Consider the following 19,673-nt stretch of genomic DNA (forward strand, 5'->3'; position numbering starts at 1 on the left):
CGATGAGCTTACTCTAGTCAGTGATTCGGGTAAGTGAACATAGCCAACAAAAATACAGCTTGAAGTATGACGGGTATACACAGAATCGAATTCATATCGACATTAACCAGTAAAGGATTTTATATGTCGCGTATCACTCGAAAAATAACCATCCCCGTCAGTATTGGTTATGGACTTACCGATATTATGGGCGGTGGCGCTTTCACTATCATTGGTGCATGGCTGTTGTTCTTCTATACCACTTTCGTTGGGTTAACCCCCATTGAAGCAGCCTCAATTGTAGCGATTGCGCGCATTGTCGATGCGATAGTCAGTTTATTTATGGGTAGCTTTACCGATCACTTCTATAAAACCTATTTAGGCAAAAAATTTGGTCGCCGCCGTTTTTTCCTGTTAATTGGTGCTCCGCTGATGCTGGTGTACTCGTTGCTATGGATAACGGGAATGAACTACTGGTTTTATCTCACGATCTATCTCGCTTTTGAAATTATCGCCGCTATCGTGTTGATCCCTTGGGAAACATTACCCTCTGAGATGACTAAAGATTTCAACGCCAGAACTAAACTCTCCACCTGCCGGATGTTTATTTCAGCGTTAGGTACTTTTTTAGCGACTTTTATTCCTAGTTTGCTGATTAAACATTTTGGTGAAGGAAATGCCAATGCTTACTTATTCAACGGAATCGCCTTTTCGATTGTCTTTATGGTATGCGTATTTATTTCTTGGAAGGTCACATGGGAACGTGAACTGACGCCTGAAATGTATGCAGAACTGGAGAAATCTCAAATAAAAAGATCGGCCAAGGAGAAAATAAAAGCGGTAGGAAATTTATTTAAAGACTATATTTCAACCTTAAAAGTGAGAGCCTTCAGAAAACACCTATCCATTTATCTACTCTCATTCACCGCCAAAGATGTCTATAACACCGTTTTCGTATTCTTCTGTGTCTATTGTTTAAGTATTTCCTCGTCATTTGCCGCAAGTCTACTTTCTCTGAGCATTGTTGGATTACCTGTCACCCTGCTCGCTGGGGTTGCCATGATTCAATATGGCCCTGCTAAGCTGTATGTTTTCGCCTATTCAATCATGCTTCTCTGTCTTGGGGGATTGCTCTGCGTCTATCTGTTCCCAATATTAAATCAGGCCATTGTCCTTATTGCGCTAGCGGCATTCTATCAGGTTGGCCGCTGCATATTAGAATTCACCCCGTGGAACGTTTTCCCATTCATTCCTGATGTGGACGAAATGATCACACGCCAACGCCGAGAAGGGCTATTTGCCGCTGTAATGACCTTCTCACGCAAAACCACCGTCGCTATCGCCACTTTTATCGTTGGCATCCTGCTGCAAACTGGCGGTTTTGTAAAAGGCAGCTTGGTACAGCCCCCTGAGGCAACTCATACCATCGCCATGGTGTTATTTATCGGCACCACGTTGCTGTTGGTCGGCGCACTCGTTCAGGCGCTTTCGTTCCGCCTAAATAAGACCACCCACAAAATTCTCGTGGATGAAATCGATCGCCTAAAAGCCGGTGGGTCAAAACTCAGCGTGGAGGCAAAAACCAGAAGCGTTATAGAGGATCTCACCGGCTATCGCTACGACACGCTGTGGTGTGGAGAGCCCAATAACGCCACTCAAGATGTCGCGGTTCCTGAGTTAACAATCCCAGCATCACTTCGTCAAGATTAATGGATATCACTATGAAACAGACCTTATTGCAGGCTAACGCCGTCGTTCCCACCTACTCTCGCGAACGACTGACTCCGCGCATTGCACATATTGGCTTTGGTGCCTTTCATCGTGCACATCAAGCGGTCTATGCCGATCGGTTAGCTGCCGAACACGGCAGCGACTGGGGATACTGCGAGATCAACCTAATTGGCGGCGAGCAACAGATCCAAGACTTGCACCAGCAGGATAACTTATTCAGCGTCGCAGAAATGTCAGAGCAAGGTTGGCAATGTCGGGTAGTGGGCGTGGTTCGCGAAGCATTACATGCGCAAATTGACGGTATTGATGCCGTTCTTGACGCTCTCTGCCAGCCGGAAATTGCCATTGTCTCTCTGACAATCACGGAAAAAGGCTACTGCCACTATCCCGCCAGCGGCGTGCTTAATCTTGAACATCCGTTGATCATTCATGATATTGCGCACCCACAGCATCCACTCTCTGCCGCAGGCGTTATCGTCGCCGCGTTGGCTAAACGTCGCGCCGCTCATTTGCCCGCATTTACCGTGATGTCATGTGACAATATGCCGGAAAATGGTCATGTCACCCACAATGTCATTTGTGGATTAGCCGCTGCCCAGTCGCCAGATTTGGCTGAGTGGATCGAGAAAAATGTGACTTTCCCGTCAACCATGGTCGATCGCATCGTTCCGGCAGTCACTACCGCAACGTTAGCGCAGATAGAACAACAGTTAGGCATGGCCGATCCCGTTGGCGTAGCCTGTGAGCCATTTCGCCAATGGGTCATCGAAGACAATTTCGTCGCAGGTCGCCCCGCATGGGAAAAAGTGGGGGCTGAACTGGTAAGCAACGTATTACCTTATGAAGAAATGAAGCTGAGAATGCTAAACGGTAGCCACTCATTTTTAGCTTATCTCGGTTATCTGGCTGGTTATGAACACATTAACGACTGCATGCAGGACGAAAACTATCGCCTCGCCGCTCGCACTCTGATGCTGGATGAACAGGCCCCCACCCTAAACGTGCCAGACATCGATCTCACCGCCTACGCGGATTCACTGATAGCTCGCTACGCGAATCCAGCGTTGAAACATCGCACCTGGCAAATTGCCATGGACGGTAGCCAAAAACTGCCGCAGCGCATGCTGGACTCTGTACGTTGGCACCTCAGTCACGGCTCTAGCTTTGAGCTGCTGGCGCTGGGCGTGGCCAGTTGGATGCGCTACGTAGGCGGTATCGACGAACAGGGTAATCACATTGAGATCAGCGATCCGCTGCTGGCTGAGCTCCAAACCGTCGTCAATGGCTCTTCGCAGGGGGTGAACCGCATAGATGCCTTGCTGTCGCTAACCGCTATTTTTGGTCACGACCTCGCCAAACAACCTCGATTCACTCAAGCCGTTCACGCAGCCTATCGCGCCCTGTTGGAAAAAGGGGCAAAAGCCACCGTCGCACACTATCTGGTTCTGCTCAAAAAATAAGGTGTACAACATGCAAAGAATTACATTCGATGTAATGAAAAACACAGTCAAACAAGCCTTCATGAATGCGGGATTAAACGCAGCACAGGCCGATATCTGTGCTCAGATCCATACTGAATCTAGCTGCGACGGCATTTATTCTCACGGATTAAACCGCGTTGCGCGTTTTGTGGATTACGTGAAGCAAGGCTGGATTGCTATTGATGCCGAACCCAGCTTGGTTAAATCGCTTGGCGCTATCGAAATTTATGACGGTCAACGTGGAATTGGCGTCACAAATGCCCTGTTTGCCACAGAACAAGCCAGTAAAATAGCGAAAGAGAACGGTATCGGTATTGTCGCACTGCGCAACACCACCCACTGGATGCGCGGCGGAACCTACGGGTGGAAAGCCGCTGAAAAAGGGCTGGCGGCAATTTGCTGGACCAACACCGAATCCTGTATGCCTGCTTGGGGCGCGAAAAATACTCGCCTAGGCAATAATCCGTTTGTGATGGCAGTACCGCGAGAAAGCGGCCCTTTGGTGCTCGACATGGCAATGTCACAATATGCCTATGGCAAACTACAGGTCACACGCTTAAAAGGTGAAAAACTGCCCTTCCCCGGTGGCTACGACAAAGACGGCAACTTAACCGATGAACCGGGTCCGATTGAGCAATCCATGCGTATCTTACCGACGGGCTATTGGAAAGGTTCGAGCATGGCAATACTGCTGGATGCGATGGCGGCGCTACTGTCTGCCGGAGAGCCCACCAACGGGATAGATAAGATTCAAAAAGGGAGCTGCACCGGCGCTAGCCAAATATTTATGGTTTTTGATCCGAGCCAACTGGGTGGTCATGACTTTACCAATAAAATGGCCGACAGCGTGGCCGCCTATGTGAAAAGCTCAGATCCCGCAGAGGGACAAACTGCCGTTTATTATCCGGGTGAACTCGAAATCAAAACGCGCAGAGAAAATCTCGCCGAGGGCATTCCAGTAGACGATGGCGTTTGGGATGACGTTCTCAAACTCGCGGCGACAAACGCGCGATAAAAGCACACACATTCCGGCTCCTCATACGCCAGTGAGGAGCCATGATCCAAGCGATTTATTCTCGCTAAATCCCTGTATCAACAACGGCAAATCTTTAGCAAACTTATGCTAGACTGATGCGACTTCCCCCTTAAATACAAAATGACGCCATACGCATGTCAATGCTTACTCCGCAGCAGAATTATGACCTAAATGGCAATTTGCCAGTCAATCAGCAAATTTATCGCTACCTGCGTAAAGACATCGTTGAATGCACGATCCCGCCGGGTACATTGTTGTCAGAAAAGGAAATATCGACCCGTTTCAATGTGTCACGTCAGCCGGTACGAGAAGCATTTATCAAATTAGCTGAAAATGGTTTAGTACAGATTCTGCCCCAGCGTGGCACTTTCGTGCAGAAGATTTCCGTGAAACGCGTTGCTGATGGACGTTTTATCCGCAGTGCCATTGAGTGCAGTATCGCACGGCGAGCCGCTGAGTTAGCCACCGCCGAGCAGTTGCTGATGCTGGAACACAATATTAGTCGACAAAAACTCGCGGCTCAGCATCATCAAACCAGCGAGTTTCTTGCGCTTGATGACCAATTTCACCAGCTATTAACGGAAATAGCCGATTGCCCACTCGCTTGGGAAACCATTGAAAATATAAAAGCAACGATGGATCGGGTCCGTTTTCTCACGCTTAGTAAAGTCTCCCCTCCTGAAAGCCTGATTACGCAGCATGAAAAAATCTATCAGGCGATTGCCGATCACAATCCAGAATCCGCTGAAAAGGCTGTGCTGGTGCATCTTCAAGAGATGATCCACACCATCACCCCAATCGAACAGCAGAATCAGGATTGGTTCGAGCAAGAAAATTTATAGAACAACCGTTAAGTTTATAGTGTCTTGATAACAGACTTAGCTATCTTCAACTGGCCTATTTAACGTTGTCGGGATCTCTCTCTTTAGACGATCCAACATGTGTGTAAACGCTCGGTTTTGCAGAGAGCTTTTATTATAAATCATATAAATAGTGGTTTTTGGCATATCAAACTCGGTTTTTAGCGTGCGAACTTTAAATGATGAGCCAAAGCGATCCAATAAACTTTGTGGAACGATACCGATGGCATCGGTATTTTCAATAACGCTAATAATCCCCAACATAGAATTACTAGAAAATAAAAAGTGACGTTCCCCTAAAAATTCGCTCAACATTACCTTATGCGTTAACAGTTCAGCTTCTTCCAAATTCATCGAAGTAAAACGCTCATTGGCCACATCATGTTTAGTTAACGTATCGCCAAGCCGTGGGTGATCATTGCGGCATATAAATGCCATCGGTTCTACTGAGCATGGCGTACAAACCGTTGAGAAGCTCACATACGGGCTTGGGCTAAAAATAATATCGGCTTTACGGAAGTTCAGTAGTTCTTCTGTACCACTACGTTGGGTGTAAGAGCTGTAGTGCACGATTTCATAATCCATCCCATCATTTTGCAAACTACGTACCACGGTAGGTAACAACGCCATACTCATAAAAGGTGGCGCGTAAACCACAAATTTAGTTTTTAGAGCCATATCTGGCGTTGGGTTAATCGCCTTATTTAACTGCCCCATACTCTGAGCCAGTTGCTCATGCAGGTTCGCCGCCACGGTGGTCGGTGAAATCCCTTTACCTTCTCGAATAAACAGAGGATCCGAGAAATGATTACGCAGTTTTTGTAGCGACTGGCTCACTGCTGAAGGCGTCATCCCTAAGGAGGCTGCCGCATTGCTAACACTGGAATGGATATAAACCATCTCAAAAATGGTTAATAGATTAAGATCAAAAACCTTAATTTTATTAAGTGAATTACGTTCAGTACGCTCAGCCATATAGGATATGCTCTTATTTAAATGATCATTAATTTGATTGGTTTCATCCTAATTGATAATTAAATTAAATCCATTAACTGGAACTACATGTCTCATTAAGCAATTATAAACAACTAAACGAGGTTCAGTAGCAAGAGCAATGAGCAAAAGTCACTAAGTTTTATAAGAGATAAAAAAAAGCCCCGTATTCTTAATGAGATACGAGGCTTGTTAAAAATCAGAGGATTAATGGCGATTACGAACGAGCTGGTATCGACGCGTTAAATATTCCACAGGAACACTCCAGATGTGCACTAAACGACAGAATGGAAATAGCACAAATAGCGTAAGTCCCAATACAATATGTAGCTTGAAAATGAGTGCCACGCCGTCTAAATGTTCTGCCGCACCGGTATGGAAAGTCACAATTGACTGTGCCCATGCCACCAGCTTCATCATTTCACTACCGTCCATATGCTGAGCTGAGAATGGAATCGTCAGCAGCCCCAAGCACACTTGCACCACCAGCAGCGTCAAAATCAGAATATCGCCAACGCTTGAGGTCGCGCGTACGCGTGGGTTAGTTAAACGACGTTTCAGCAGCATTACGCCGCCAATCAACATCATCACACCACATGCACCACCTGCAAACATCGCCATTTTCTGCTTAACCGGCACGGGAAGAAACGACTCATACATCCAATGCGGCGTCAGCATGCCAAGAAAATGCCCTGCAAAAATGCCTAAAATCCCAATATGGAATAGGTTAGAGGCCAGACGCATTCCCTTTTTATCCAGCATTTGGCTAGAGCCCGCACGCCAGCTATATTGCCCATAGTCGTAGCGTATCCAACTGCCAATAATAAAAATGGCACCCGCCATGTAGGGATAGATATCAAAAAAGAACTGGTTGAGATAATTCATTGGCGTTCTCCTGCCACCGGCGTGGCGTCCAAACTAAGATACTGCGGCGCTACCGCTCCGGCAAAGCGACGTTGATGTGCATTTTGCTGTGCCGAAGCACAGCCTTCCTCACCAAGAAACTTCACTTGTTCCTCTTCCCACACCGCATCCAATGCCGCTGGAGTATCGTCCCGCGCTTCCTGAGCTACTTTGTCGCTAAGCTGTTCACTTTCAACATGAGTGCCGGAAACCGCCAACAACAGATCTAATAGCGTCGCGTAATGACTTTGACGATCTTTTAAACGCGCGCCCAGCAAAGCAAGAATTGGCACGATATCCAGTAAACCTTGGCGCGCCGTTTCACGATCGCGGCTCGCGAGGAACTCGAGATACATTGGCAGAAAGTCCGGCAGTTCACGGCTATCGATCTCTAAACCTGCCGCGCTGTATTGCGCCATTAAATCAACCATCGCCTGACCGCGATCTCGAGACTCGCCGTGCACATGCTCAAACAACAGCAATGAAGTGGCACGCCCGCGATCGAAGAGCTCACAGTACTGCGCCTGTACATCCATCAGATCATGGCTTGTGAAGTCAAGAATGTAAGCCATCAACTGAGCGGATTGCGCCAGCGTTAACTCATTCGCATCATCCAGCGCGGCGATCAGCTCCTGCTGGTTTTCCCATAGGGCTTCATCGGGATAATCCAGCAGACGAGCCACAATGCGTAGCGTCATCATCAGCGTTTCTCCCCATGAATATCCGCATCACGCGGCGTTTTTTGCGTCACGTCGATGGCATCAATACGGCGGCTATTAAACAAATTAAACTGGGTATCACTGCCGTGGCAGCCATCACCAAAGCTGAAGCCACAGCCCTTACTTTCAGGGAAGGCCTCACGCGCCTGTTCACGATGGCTTGATGGGATCACAAAGCGATCTTCATAGTTGGCGATTGCCAAATAGCGATACATCTCTTGTGCCTGAGCCTCCGTTAGCCCCACCTGTTCCAACGCGCTGGTGTCGATGACGCCGTCCACGGTTTCAGCCCGTTTGAAATGACGCATTGCCAACATACGTTTTAACGCCAGCAACACCGGCGCGGTATCACCAGCGGTCAATAAGTTGGCGAGATACTGGACGGGAATACGCAGACTTTCGACATCAGGCAGCACGCCAGAATGAGGTAACGCCCCAGCATCCGCCGCCGACTGAATAGGCGACAACGGCGGCACATACCACACCATCGGCAACGTACGATATTCAGGATGCAATGGCAGAGCGAGTTTCCAATCCATCGCCATTTTGTACACCGGTGATTTCTGGGCAGATTCAATCACGCCCTGCGGCACGCCATCTTTTAACGCCTGTTCGATCACTGCAGGATCGTTAGGGTCGAGGAAAATATCCAACTGACGCTGATACAAATCCTGCTCATTCTCTGCTGAAGCGGCGTCGGCAATCTTATCTGCGTCATACAGCAGTACGCCCAAATAACGAATACGCCCCACGCAGGTTTCCGAACAGATCGTTGGCTGTCCGGATTCAATGCGTGGATAACAGAAGATGCACTTCTCCGATTTGCCACTCTTCCAGTTAAAGTAGATTTTCTTGTATGGACAGCCGGTCAAACACATGCGCCAGCCGCGGCATTTATCTTGATCGATCAATACAATGCCGTCTTCTGAACGCTTGTAAATTGCACCACTCGGGCAGGTCGCTACACACGCCGGATTCAGGCAGTGTTCACATAGGCGCGGCAAATACATCATGAAAGTGTTTTCGAACTGACCATACATCTCTTTTTGCATGTTGGCGAAATTCTGGTCTTTAGCGCGTTTTTCAAACTCACCGCCCAGAATGTCGTCCCAGTTCGGACCATTTTCGATTTTCTTCATGCGCTGACCGGTGATCAATGAACGCGGGCGCGCAATGGGCTGATGTTTGCTTTCTGGCGCGTTTTGCAGATGATGATAATCGTAGTCAAACGGTTCGTAATAATCGTCTAAGCCCGGAACATCAGGGTTGGCGAAGATTTTAGATAGTAAACCAACGCGGTTCCCCATGCGTGGTTCGAGTTTACCGTTGATCTTACGGATCCAGCCGCCCTTCCACTTTTCCTGATCTTCCCAGTTGTGGGGATAGCCCACGCCCGGTTTACTTTCGACGTTGTTGAACCAGGCATATTCGGTGCCTTCACGGCTAGTCCAGACATTTTTACAGGTCACAGAACACGTATGGCAGCCAATACATTTATCGAGATTTAGCACCATACCGACTTGAGAACGGATTTTCATTTGGCCTTCTCCTGCTGGCTATCCTTTTGATCTTGCGTGTAATCGTTACCTTCATCGTCTAACCAGTCGATACGATTCATCTTACGTACCACGACAAATTCATCGCGGTTAGAGCCCACGGTGCCGTAGTAGTTAAAGCCGTAGGCCAGTTGAGCGTAGCCGCCAATCATGTGTGTCGGCTTCGGTGAAATACGTGTCACGGAGTTATGAATCCCCCCTCGCTGGCTAGTGATTTCCGAGCCCGGAATATTCACGATACGTTCTTGCGCGTGATACATCATGGTCATACCCGCAGGGACACGCTGACTGACCACCGCACGTGCAGTCAGGGCACCGTTGGCGTTAAAGGCTTCAATCCAGTCGTTATCCTCGATACCTAACTCTTTGGCATCTTCTTCACTCAGCCAAACAATTGGGCCTCCACGGCCTAGGGTCAGCATCAACAGGTTGTCGCTGTAAGTAGAGTGGATCCCCCACTTCTGGTGCGGCGTCAGGAAGTTCAACGCTTTCTCTTTATTACCGTTGGGCGTTTTCCCCATGACCGGCGACGCAGCGCGAGTATCAATAGGCGGACGATATACCAATAGGCTTTCCCCAAAGGCACGCATCCACTCATGATCCTGATACAGCTGCTGGCGGCCACTCAGCGTACGCCAAGGAATGAGCTCATGAACGTTGGTGTAGCAGGCGTTGTAAGATACATGTTCGTCTTCTAAGCCAGACCATGTTGGACTAGAGATAATTTTGCGTGGTTGCGCCTGAATATCGCGGAAACGAATTTTCTCGTCTTCCTTGTTTAACGCCAGATGCGTATGGTCGCGACCCGTAATATTGCTTAAGGCCTGCCATGCTTTCACCGCAACTTGGCCGTTAGTTTCAGGGGCTAGCGACAAAATGACTTCCGCGGCATCAATCGCCGTTTCAATTTTAGGACGGCCGGCTGCTGCGCCGTCTGGCTGGGTGTAATTCAGCTGTTTGAGGAAATCGACCTCAGTCTGTGTGTTCCAACTGATGCCTTTACCGCCGTTGCCCAGCGTATCCATTAATGGGCCGAGAGACGTGAAGCGCGCATAGGTGTTTGGGTAGTCACGCTCCACTGCGATAATGTGCGGCGCGGTTTGCCCTGGAATCAGGTCGCATTCACCTTTTTTCCAATCTTTCACGCCAAACGGCTGCGCCAACTCTGCGGCAGAATCGTGCTGAATAGGTAAGGTGACAATATCGGTTTCTTTACCCAGATGTCCTTCACACAGGCGCGAAAACGCGTCGGCGATACCTTTATAGATTTCCCAATCGCTTTTAGATTCCCAAGCAGGATCGACGGCGGCAGACAATGGATGAATAAACGGATGCATATCCGAGGTATTCATATCGTCTTTTTCATACCATGTTGCCGTTGGCAGCACGATATCCGAATATAAACAGGTGCTCGACATGCGGAAATCCAGAGTCACCACCAGATCCAACTTGCCTTCACCGCCGTTGTCTTTCCATTCAACCTCTTCAGGCTTGACGCCACCCGGCTGCCCCAAATCCTGCCCCTGAATTCCGTGTTCGGTACCCAGCAAATATTTGAGCATATATTCATGCCCTTTACCGGAAGACCCCAACAGGTTGGAACGCCATACAAACAGGTTACGAGGGAAGTTTTTCTCATCGTCAGGCTGCTCAGCGGCAAAGCGAATTGAACCGTCTTTCAGGCTTTTTACCGTGTAATCAACCGGAGACATCCCTGCCGCGCGCGCCTGCTCGGCAATGTGCAGCGGGTTAGTTCCCAACTGTGGTGCTGATGGCAACCAGCCCATGCGCTCGGCGCGCACGTTCAGATCAATCAGGCTGGCGCTGAAGCGGGTTTTATCCGCCATTGGCGATAACAGCTCTTCGGTACCCACCGTTTCATAACGCCACTGGCTTGAATGGTTATAGAAGAATGAGGTGCTATTCATGTGGCGCGGTGGACGCTGCCAATCTAGGCCAAACGCCAGCGGGGTCCAGCCGGTTTGCGGACGCAGTTTTTCTTGTCCAACATAGTGAGCCCAACCGCCGCCGCTCTGCCCCACGCAGCCACAGAAAATCAGCATATTGATAAGACCGCGATAGGTCATATCCATGTGGTACCAGTGGTTGACACCGGCCCCCACGATAATCATCGAGCGTCCGTGCGTTTTTTCTGCGTTTTGTGCAAACTCACGCGCAATACGTACGATGTTTTCTTTGCTTACGCCGGTGACCAATTCAGCCCACGCCGGAGAATAGGCTTTCACATCGTCATAGCTCTGCGCGCAGTTGTTATCGTTTAAGCCGCGCTCAATGCCATAGTTCGCTAATGTCAGATCGTACACGCTGGTCACTAAGGCACTTGAACCATCGGCTAACTGAAGGCGTTTTACCGGCAGTTTATGCAGCAGAATGTCCTGCAGCTCAACGCTGTTAAACGGATCGCTCTCACCGGTTTTGATACCACCAAAGTAAGGGAAACCGACTTCAGCAATTTCGTCATAATTATCCAGCAGACTGAGCTGTAGCTTAACCTCTTCACCGCTGGTGCCATCGCGTTGTTCTAAGTTCCATTTCCCTTTTTCGCCCCAGCGATAACCGATAGAACCCTGTGGAGCGGTCAGTTCGCCATTTTGGTTAATTGCCACGGTTTTCCATTCAGGGTTATTTTCCTGACCTAAACCATCAACCAAATCTGAGGCGCGCAGCATACGACCAGCGGCATAATGTCCGCCCTCGCGCTGTTCCAACAGCACCAGCATTGGCATATCGGTGTATGTACGCACGTAGTCGGCAAAGTATTCTGTCTGACGTTGTACGTGGAACTCTTTCAAGATCACGTGCCCCATCGCCAGCGCCATCGCGCTGTCGGTGCCCTGTTTAGGGTTAAGCCACTGATCGCAAAGTTTGGCAATTTCTGCGTAGTCTGGTGTCACAGCTACGGTTTTGGTGCCCTTGTAACGAACTTCGGTAAAGAAGTGCGCATCAGGAGTACGCGTCTGTGGAACATTCGAGCCCCATGCGATGATATAAGAAGAGTTATACCAATCAGCGGATTCAGGAACGTCGGTCTGCTCACCCCAGGTCATCGGTGATGCCGGTGGCAAATCACAGTACCAGTCATAGAAACTCAAGCATACGCCACCGATTAATGACAGATAGCGAGCACCAGCGGCATAGGAAACCATCGACATCGCTGGAATCGGTGAGAAGCCGATAATACGGTCTGGGCCATACTGTTTGGCGGTGTAAACGTTAGACGCCGCAATCAGCTCGTTGACTTCTTTCCAGCTAGAGCGAACGAAACCACCGCGGCCTCGCGCCTGCTTATATTCTTTCGCCTTTTCGCTGTCGCTGACGATAGAAGCCCATGCATCCACCGGATCGCTATGCTGTGCTTTTGCTTCGCGCCAAAGCTTCATCAGGCGTTTACGCATCATCGGGTATTTCACGCGGTTAGCGCTATACAGATACCAAGAGTAGCTTGCGCCACGCGGGCACCCGCGAGGCTCATGGTTAGGCAAATCAGGGCGTGTACGAGGATAGTCCGTCTGCTGGGTTTCCCAAGTGACTAGGCCATTCTTGACGTAAATCTTCCAGCTGCATGAACCTGTGCAGTTTACCCCATGGGTAGAACGAACGATTTTGTCATGCTGCCAGCGGCTACGGTATCCGTCTTCCCAGTCACGATTTACGTTCAATTCTTGGCCGTGGCCGTCAGCGAACGTTTCACCTTTCTGTTTGAAATAACGGAACCGGTCAAGAAATTTGCTCATCCGGAGTTCTCCTGATACGGGGATTAAAGCCCCTGTCATTATTGTGAAATATGCATGATGCATTGCTCAGATTGGGCTCAGCCTACCGACCGTTACGCGCGCGGAACTTGATTGCGATCAAGGCAGAATGGGAGGTCATAACGTCAAGGTGCGCGAAATACCACCAAAGGATAACAACAGAAAAATCATGTATTCATATGAAAAATAAAGATTATTTAAAATCATTTAGATTTTATTGAGTGAAATTTGAGGTAGGAGACTATTTGGGGGTAGGTAGCCGTTTTTAACGCTGAAAATAAAAAATGGGGGGCTGAATTAAAGCAAACTCAGATAATATTGGTCATAATAGTAACAGTATGAAAATAACGTATTGTGTTTTTTCGCCAGACATATCAGCATCTCGCGGCAAAATATCCGTTTCTGGACAAAATATCTCTTCCAGAAGCTGTTTTCATCCTTGAGGTTGATCCTAATGATCACGATAAAACCCGTGCTGCTATCCTTTTTAATCGTGTTTCCACTGTTCGCCAGTGCTATTGAACCCGATACGAGTGCGCCCATTGAACGCCAGAAGTGTGGCAAAAATATCAGCCTGACGGTGCGAGACGTCGATAGCGGTCATGCCGTAATAGGGTTGATTAATCATAAAACGAAGTCATGGGATTACTTCTATTCACAGCATGGTTTTATTAACTACCGTAAATATTCCCAATACGTCCCCGTTTGGTATGACGCTAAAGCGAATAAATATGAACTGGTTAAGCAAACGTCTCCCACTAGCACCAATATCTTTTGGGGAGCAGATAAATCCGGTAATTATTTGCTTTCTCTCGGGGGGCATAACTATCGCTGCGGCGCTTTGAGCGCGCCTGAAGCAAACTCACGCACTACCAACGAAAACTTAAACGCGGTCTACGGCGAATAATAAGTGTGATATTAGATAAAAGACCCCAAACAATTCACGCTAGCTATAAAAAATCCCCAGCCATTTTAGCCGGGGATTTTCTATATATTGATGAAAAAATTAGCGTGGTTTTTTAGTCGCTAACGTCTTCAAATTACGCCCGTAAACAAACCAAGTAATCAGAATACAGACCACATAAAACACCACGAAAACTTTCATTGCGCCTGCAGGTGACCCCGTCAGCGCCAGAGAAGTACCAAACGCTTTCGGAATGAAGAAACCACCCGCTGCCCCAATCGCAGAGATAAAGCCCAATGCTGCCGCAGTGTCAGTGACCGCTTCGCGTTGAGCCTGCTCATCGCTCCCTCCGCGTGCCTTGACGCTATCTATCGTGATTTTACGGAATACCACGGCGATCATCTGGAAAGTAGAACCACTGCCCAACCCCGCGGTTAAGAACAACAACATAAAGACGCTGTAGAACGCGATAAATGATCCACCGATACCATGCGTTGGTAAGGTCAAGAACAGCAGCGCGGCAAAAATTGCCATCAATACGAAGTTAATCAGAGTGACGCGAATCCCCCCAAAGCGATCGGATAACGCCCCACCCACTGGGCGAGCTAACGCACCTAAGAAAGGCCCAAAGAACGCATAATGCAAAATCACCACATCCGGGAACTGTGTTTTCGACAGCATGGCAAAACCGGCAGAAAAGCCGATAAATGAACCAAAGGTCGAGAGGTAGAGCACGCTCAGTATCCATAGATGTGCACGTTTTAATACCGGTAACTGCTGGCTCAAAGACGCTTTAGAGGCCGCCAGATCGTTCATTCCAAACCAGGCAAACAGCGTGGCAATGATCAGGAAAGGAACCCAGATCCAAGCCGCATTCTCCAACCACAAACTGCTGCCGTCGGGCTGAGTATGACCCGTACCACCAAAAATACCGAAAATGCTGATTGAAATAGCGATAGGCGCAATCAACTGCATCACGCTTACGCCCAAATTGCCCAAACCACCGTTTAGACCCAGCGCTCCGCCCTGTTTGTTTTTCGGGAAGAAGAAACTAACGTTAGCCATACTGGAAGCAAAGTTTGCCCCAGCAAAACCGCACAGCAGGGAAATCGTCACAAACACGCTAAACGACGTCGAGGGGTCCTGCACGGCAAAACCCAGCCATACGCATGGGATCACTAAGAAAATGGTGCTGATTGCCGTCCAGCGACGCCCGCCAAACATAGGGATCACAAAGGAGTATGGCACTCGCAAAATAGCGCCAGAAACAGACGGTAGCGCAGTTAACATAAACAGTTGGTCGGTCGTGAAGTTAAAACCGACTTTGTTAAGATTTACCGCCACTGCGCTGAATAACATCCAGACGCAAAAAGCGAGTAATAAACAGGGAATTGAAATCCATAGATTACGCTGAGCCGTTTTCTGGCCGATTTTCTGCCAAAACTCAGGCTCTTCAGGGCGCCAGTCCTGAATCACGCCCCCTTTTTGCTTTAAGTCTGGAGCGGATGCTTGTGTCATATAAACCTCTGCGTTTATCCGGTTAAGTAGCGGAGTTGTACGCATCACGCACCTGAGCAAACTTGATACAAATCAAGCTGCTGTAAGGTAGCAATTTACCGTAATTAGCCATAACTCCCTTAATGAGTAGTCGGCTTTATGGTAAATATTTCTGAAGAATCATCTGGTTAAAAGCGGGAAAAAATGGCATTCACTGTGTGAGTAGCATAGGCAAATATTAAGGGTTACTTCCTTATGGGTATGGGGTTATGCGCTAGGATGATTTAAAAAGACTTTTTAAGGGCATCTTTTCCCTTTGTTGACTCATTTCGACTGCCGGTAAATCGCTATGAAACATTTCTGTGCCCGTTTTTCAATTGTCAGTCAGGTGGCAGTTTTAATGCTGTTGCTGGGTGTCATCGGCATTGCAGGAATGAGCGTTTCAGGTTGGATGGCACAAAGTATTCAGGGTAATGCCCATGCGATTAATACGTCTGGCTCTCTGCGTATGCAGAGTTATCGCCTGTTATCGATGGTACCGTTAAACAACAGCAATCAACGCTATCTCGATGAGCTAGAGAAATCGTTAAATAGCCCAGTCTTGCTCTCTGCGGTTAGAGAAGAACATCTCAACGATCAGTTCACTGCGCTACAGCGTTACTGGCAAGAGCAGCTGCGCCCTGCGCTGATTGCATCTAAACACCCCGCTGACGCCAGAGAAAATGTAGTGAGATTTGTTGGGCATCTCGATGAGTTGGTTTCCTCTATCGATCATCAAACCGAACAACGTTTAACCATGGTCGGAGTGGTACAGAAAATCTTTATCCTGCTGACGTTGCTACTTCTGGCTGGAACCGTTTTCTATTTACGCCGCCGTTTGCTACACCCTTGGCGTCAGTTGGTGAGCATGTCGCAAACTATCGGGCAAGGAAACTTCAGCCAACGCTTTCAGCAAACCGCGCATCAAGATGAGATGGCCATCCTTGGTTCAACGCTGAATGCCATGTCATCAGAACTTTCGCTGATGTATGGCAAACTTGAGCAGCTCGTCGAACAAAAAACGAATGACCTGCAAAAGAAAAATCAGGTGCTTTCTTATCTTTACCGAGCCAGTCGCCAGTTACATTCGCGTGCGCCACTGTGTTCCCGCTTACTCCCTGTTCTGACCGAGTTACAGGAACTCACTCCGCTGCACTCGTTACAAATTCGCCTTTATGAAAATAACAGCGATGAGCAGTTTGATGAACTGAACTGTGTTGAGACGGAGCGCCCATTGCGCTGCCCCGATACGCACTGTGTGCAGTGTCTCAATCAGCCCGAGCGCCTGCATACTGCGCCGAGTCACACCGTAAGCTGGCGGCTCAACGATCAGGCCGGTAAGTATGGTCTGATACTTGCGCAACTGCCTGACGGATTTAGCCTTCAGCCAGAGCAACAACAGTTGATGATGACACTGGCAGAACAGATCACCAGCACGTTGGCGTTAGAGCAACAGGCTGACCAGCAACAGCAGCTTGCGGTGATGGAAGAGCGCTCCGCCATCGCGCGCGAACTGCATGATTCCATTGCGCAGTCTTTATCCTGTCTCAAGATGAAAATCAGTTACTTACAGATGCAATCGACGACTCTGCCCGATAATATTCGGGAGCAGCTTCAAGAGATGCGTGAGGAGCTAAATGCAGCTTACCGTCAGCTACGCGAACTGCTCACCACTTTCCGACTTAAGCTCAGCGAACCTGGGCTGCTGGCAGCGTTACAGGTCACCGTAGCCGAATTTAATCAGCGCTTTGGCTTCGATATTCATCTGGATTATCAGCTTCCCGCTAAGTCTGTACCACCGCATCAGGCAATTCATCTAGTACAAATAGCCCGCGAGGCACTCAGCAACATTCTTAAGCATGCGCAGGCAACGCAGGTAGATATCAGCGTTGCGATGCAAAATGACGACATTGTTATGTACGTTCGAGATAACGGCCTAGGCATAAGCGACACACCTGAGCGACACAACCACTATGGGTTAGTGATTATGAGTGACCGCGCCAATAGCCTAAACGGGGAATGTACCATTTCGCGCCGAGAGAGCGGCGGCACGGAAGTGCGCGTCATCTTCCCGCAGGAATCACGTTAATTCCGCGGCATCTGGTTTAGAGGAGAGAGTGATGAATTCCGAATTAGCCCCAGACGATCAATACACCATTTTATTGATTGACGATCATCCGATGCTGCGTAGCGGCGTAAAACAGCTCATTAGCTTAGAGCCACAGCTCAAGGTGATTGGCGAGGCCAGCAATGGCCAACAAGGTATCGAATTAGCTGAAAAACTCGATCCTGATTTGATTTTGCTCGACCTCAATATGCCTGGTATGAATGGGCTTGAAACGCTGGATCAACTGCGCACCCGCACGCTTTCTGGCCGTGTGGTGGTGTTTAGCGTTTCCAACCATGAAGACGATGTGATCAGCGCGCTAAAGCGCGGTGCCGATGGCTATCTGCTGAAAGATATGGAACCAGAAGATCTGCTGCGCTCTCTACATCAAGCCGCCGCTGGACAGGTGGTGCTCAGCGAGGCACTCACCCCCGTTTTAGCCGCTAGCCTGCGTGAAAGCCGACCTTCCTCTGAGCGTGACGTCCAGCAGTTAACACCGCGCGAATGTGACATTTTGAAGCTAATTGCCCAAGGGCTACCGAACAAAATGATCGCACGCAAACTCATGATTACCGAAAGCACGGTAAAAGTTCACGTCAAACATTTGCTGAAAAAGATGAAGTTAAAATCACGGGTGGAAGCTGCCGTTTGGGTGTTACAAGAAAAAGTATTTTAGTTTGAGATTTAAATAACCAAAAAGCCCGCTAGATGACCTAACGGGCTTTTTTATTAAAAGAGGGTTTTATTTATTGTGATCGATTAGGAATTTCACTACATCGGCATACTCGGTGCGGTAGCCTTCTACCGTCTTCGACTGCATACCATCATTTTTAATCTGATATTGACCATCGACGTAGAATGACGGAGTGCCGCGCACACCGAAGGCTTCAAGTGCATTTTTTTGCTTAGCGGTAATCGATTTCACCATAAAGCTATGCGCTGCCCCATCATATTCTTCGGCAGGAATACCTGCTTTAATAAATACCTGGCGGATATCTTCTTTGCTATTAATTGATTTATTCTTCTGCACGGCGTCAAAAAGTGGCTGTTCAACTTTGTCTTCAACGCCTAAAGCAATCGCAATAGACCATGCTTCGGTAAGCTCTTCTCCCATCACGCCCAAGAAGCTAGCGTGATACTTCACCACCTTTTCGCCCTGAGGTAAGCGCTCATTCACCGCTTGCCCTACTTTGTATACGTTGGCAAATTGGTTGCACGGCGGACAATAAAAGGAGAAAAACTCAACAACTGCTGGGGCATTCGGTACTTTATTCTGCAGTTTTACGTACTGTTTGCCTTCTTGGTAATCCGCTGCATGCGACGCAAAAGCGAATAATGAGAATGCGCTGAACAACGCCATCAAAAGATACTTTTTCATATGTTTGAGCATTACCGTTATTAGAGAGTGAAACAACGGCAAAAATGTTAGCATCAACACGAAAAAAACCACGCCTTATTTACGGTTAATTACACAGAAATACAAACCTGAGTATTAATTGCTCGCTGATAATTTCGATAGAAATAACCATAAAAAGAGTCGAAATTTAAAACTTTTATTTCCCGAGCACTCTTAATACTCGGGAAATATATAACAAAAGTACGTTATGACAGATTATTTCCAGTCTGGCTTGCTTTCAATTTGGTTAGTGAGCATCGCCTTCACCTGCTCGTTCGGCTTACCCAGCCACTGATATTTTGCATACTTGCTTGGGTGTTCAAGCGCATCTGGAGTATCCGTGATTTCCACACGAACGCCCCATGCCTGCTTCTTATCGCTACTAAATGCCACATACATAAAGTTATTGGCGCAGTCGTGGGGTTTGCAAATATTCCCGATCTGATATTTTTTGCCCTGCCACGTTACCCACTCAGGAGGGCTTGAGGTACCAGCACCTTTACGGGCCCAAACGGGCAAATTTTTCTGCCCCTTCACCATCTTTTGCCACGTTTGTTGATAGCCTGATTGCTGTACCAGCTCCGACGTTGAAATAGGGATATCTACAGCAAAACTGGACGAACTGATCCCCAGTACGGCACCAAACAACGCGATTCTAAGCATTTTTTTATCAATCATAGTCAACATCCTTTGCTGCTT

Annotated in this window: 15 protein-coding genes; 7 read left to right on the forward strand and 8 right to left on the reverse strand. The window is 48.3% G+C overall.

The genetic code is table 11. The features are described 5' to 3' along the window. Positions 1 to 123 precede the first annotated feature (123 nt). From HMPREF3091_RS21445 to HMPREF3091_RS21460, 4 genes are all read left to right on the forward strand, one after another. Positions 124 to 1,689 (forward strand): MFS transporter, encoded by a 1,566-nt coding sequence (locus HMPREF3091_RS21445; RefSeq protein ID WP_070718937.1) that lies wholly within the window; start codon positions 124 to 126, stop codon positions 1,687 to 1,689. Between the two features lie 11 nt (positions 1,690 to 1,700). Continuing rightward, a complete protein-coding gene (locus HMPREF3091_RS21450; RefSeq protein ID WP_070718939.1) occupies positions 1,701 to 3,170 on the forward strand; it encodes a mannitol dehydrogenase family protein in 1,470 nt (489 codons plus the stop codon). A gap of 10 nt (positions 3,171 to 3,180) precedes the next feature. Continuing rightward, a complete protein-coding gene (gene yiaK / locus HMPREF3091_RS21455; RefSeq protein ID WP_070718941.1) occupies positions 3,181 to 4,206 on the forward strand; it encodes a 3-dehydro-L-gulonate 2-dehydrogenase in 1,026 nt (341 codons plus the stop codon). Positions 4,207 to 4,361: 155 nt separating this feature from the next. Then, positions 4,362 to 5,069, forward strand: coding sequence for a GntR family transcriptional regulator (locus HMPREF3091_RS21460; RefSeq protein WP_118937827.1), 708 nt, complete (start codon positions 4,362 to 4,364; stop codon positions 5,067 to 5,069). Positions 5,070 to 5,105: 36 nt separating this feature from the next. On the opposite strand, the gene HMPREF3091_RS21465 is transcribed toward HMPREF3091_RS21460, so the two are convergent. The 5 genes from HMPREF3091_RS21465 to HMPREF3091_RS21485 all read right to left on the reverse strand — a co-directional run bounded on the left by HMPREF3091_RS21465 (position 5,106) and on the right by HMPREF3091_RS21485 (position 13,013). After that, a complete protein-coding gene (locus tag HMPREF3091_RS21465; protein ID WP_070718943.1) occupies positions 5,106 to 6,062 on the reverse strand; it encodes a LysR family transcriptional regulator in 957 nt (318 codons plus the stop codon). A gap of 225 nt (positions 6,063 to 6,287) precedes the next feature. Further along, on the reverse strand, positions 6,288 to 6,965 hold the full coding sequence (narI, locus tag HMPREF3091_RS21470) for a respiratory nitrate reductase subunit gamma (protein WP_004091873.1): 678 nt from the start codon (positions 6,963 to 6,965) through the stop codon (positions 6,288 to 6,290). Beyond that, a complete protein-coding gene (gene narJ, locus HMPREF3091_RS21475) occupies positions 6,962 to 7,684 on the reverse strand; it encodes a nitrate reductase molybdenum cofactor assembly chaperone (protein ID WP_070718948.1) in 723 nt (240 codons plus the stop codon). The genes narI and narJ overlap by 4 nt, the downstream gene beginning before the upstream one ends. Next, positions 7,684 to 9,240, reverse strand: coding sequence for a nitrate reductase subunit beta (gene narH, locus HMPREF3091_RS21480; protein ID WP_070718950.1), 1,557 nt, complete (start codon positions 9,238 to 9,240; stop codon positions 7,684 to 7,686). The genes narJ and narH overlap by 1 nt, the downstream gene beginning before the upstream one ends. Next, positions 9,237 to 13,013, reverse strand: a complete 3,777-nt coding sequence (locus HMPREF3091_RS21485; protein WP_070718953.1) for a nitrate reductase subunit alpha — start codon at positions 13,011 to 13,013, stop codon at positions 9,237 to 9,239. The genes narH and HMPREF3091_RS21485 overlap by 4 nt, the downstream gene beginning before the upstream one ends. Before the next feature lie 472 nt (positions 13,014 to 13,485). Between HMPREF3091_RS21485 and HMPREF3091_RS21490 the strand changes: the two genes are divergently transcribed. Then, a complete protein-coding gene (locus HMPREF3091_RS21490; protein ID WP_070718954.1) occupies positions 13,486 to 13,938 on the forward strand; it encodes a hypothetical protein in 453 nt (150 codons plus the stop codon). Positions 13,939 to 14,037: 99 nt separating this feature from the next. Here HMPREF3091_RS21490 and HMPREF3091_RS21495 read toward each other — a convergent pair whose 3' ends face one another. Further along, a complete protein-coding gene (locus tag HMPREF3091_RS21495) occupies positions 14,038 to 15,453 on the reverse strand; it encodes a NarK family nitrate/nitrite MFS transporter (RefSeq protein WP_070718958.1) in 1,416 nt (471 codons plus the stop codon). Between the two features lie 328 nt (positions 15,454 to 15,781). Between HMPREF3091_RS21495 and narX the strand changes: the two genes are divergently transcribed. Then, on the forward strand, positions 15,782 to 17,560 hold the full coding sequence (gene narX / locus HMPREF3091_RS21500) for a nitrate/nitrite two-component system sensor histidine kinase NarX (protein WP_070718961.1): 1,779 nt from the start codon (positions 15,782 to 15,784) through the stop codon (positions 17,558 to 17,560). A 31-nt stretch (positions 17,561 to 17,591) separates the two neighbouring features. Continuing rightward, positions 17,592 to 18,254, forward strand: coding sequence for a two-component system response regulator NarL (gene narL, locus HMPREF3091_RS21505; protein WP_004091859.1), 663 nt, complete (start codon positions 17,592 to 17,594; stop codon positions 18,252 to 18,254). A gap of 66 nt (positions 18,255 to 18,320) precedes the next feature. Here narL and HMPREF3091_RS21510 read toward each other — a convergent pair whose 3' ends face one another. After that, the gene (locus HMPREF3091_RS21510) at positions 18,321 to 18,956 is read right to left on the reverse strand and encodes a DsbA family protein (RefSeq protein ID WP_210403583.1); all 636 of its coding nucleotides are present in this window, start codon (positions 18,954 to 18,956) and stop codon (positions 18,321 to 18,323) included. Positions 18,957 to 19,190: 234 nt separating this feature from the next. Continuing rightward, positions 19,191 to 19,652 (reverse strand): inhibitor of vertebrate lysozyme family protein, encoded by a 462-nt coding sequence (locus HMPREF3091_RS21515; protein WP_035503059.1) that lies wholly within the window; start codon positions 19,650 to 19,652, stop codon positions 19,191 to 19,193. Positions 19,653 to 19,673 lie beyond the last annotated feature (21 nt).

The organism is Hafnia sp. HMSC23F03 (assembly GCF_001816025.1).
Lineage (GTDB): Bacteria > Pseudomonadota > Gammaproteobacteria > Enterobacterales > Enterobacteriaceae > Hafnia > Hafnia paralvei.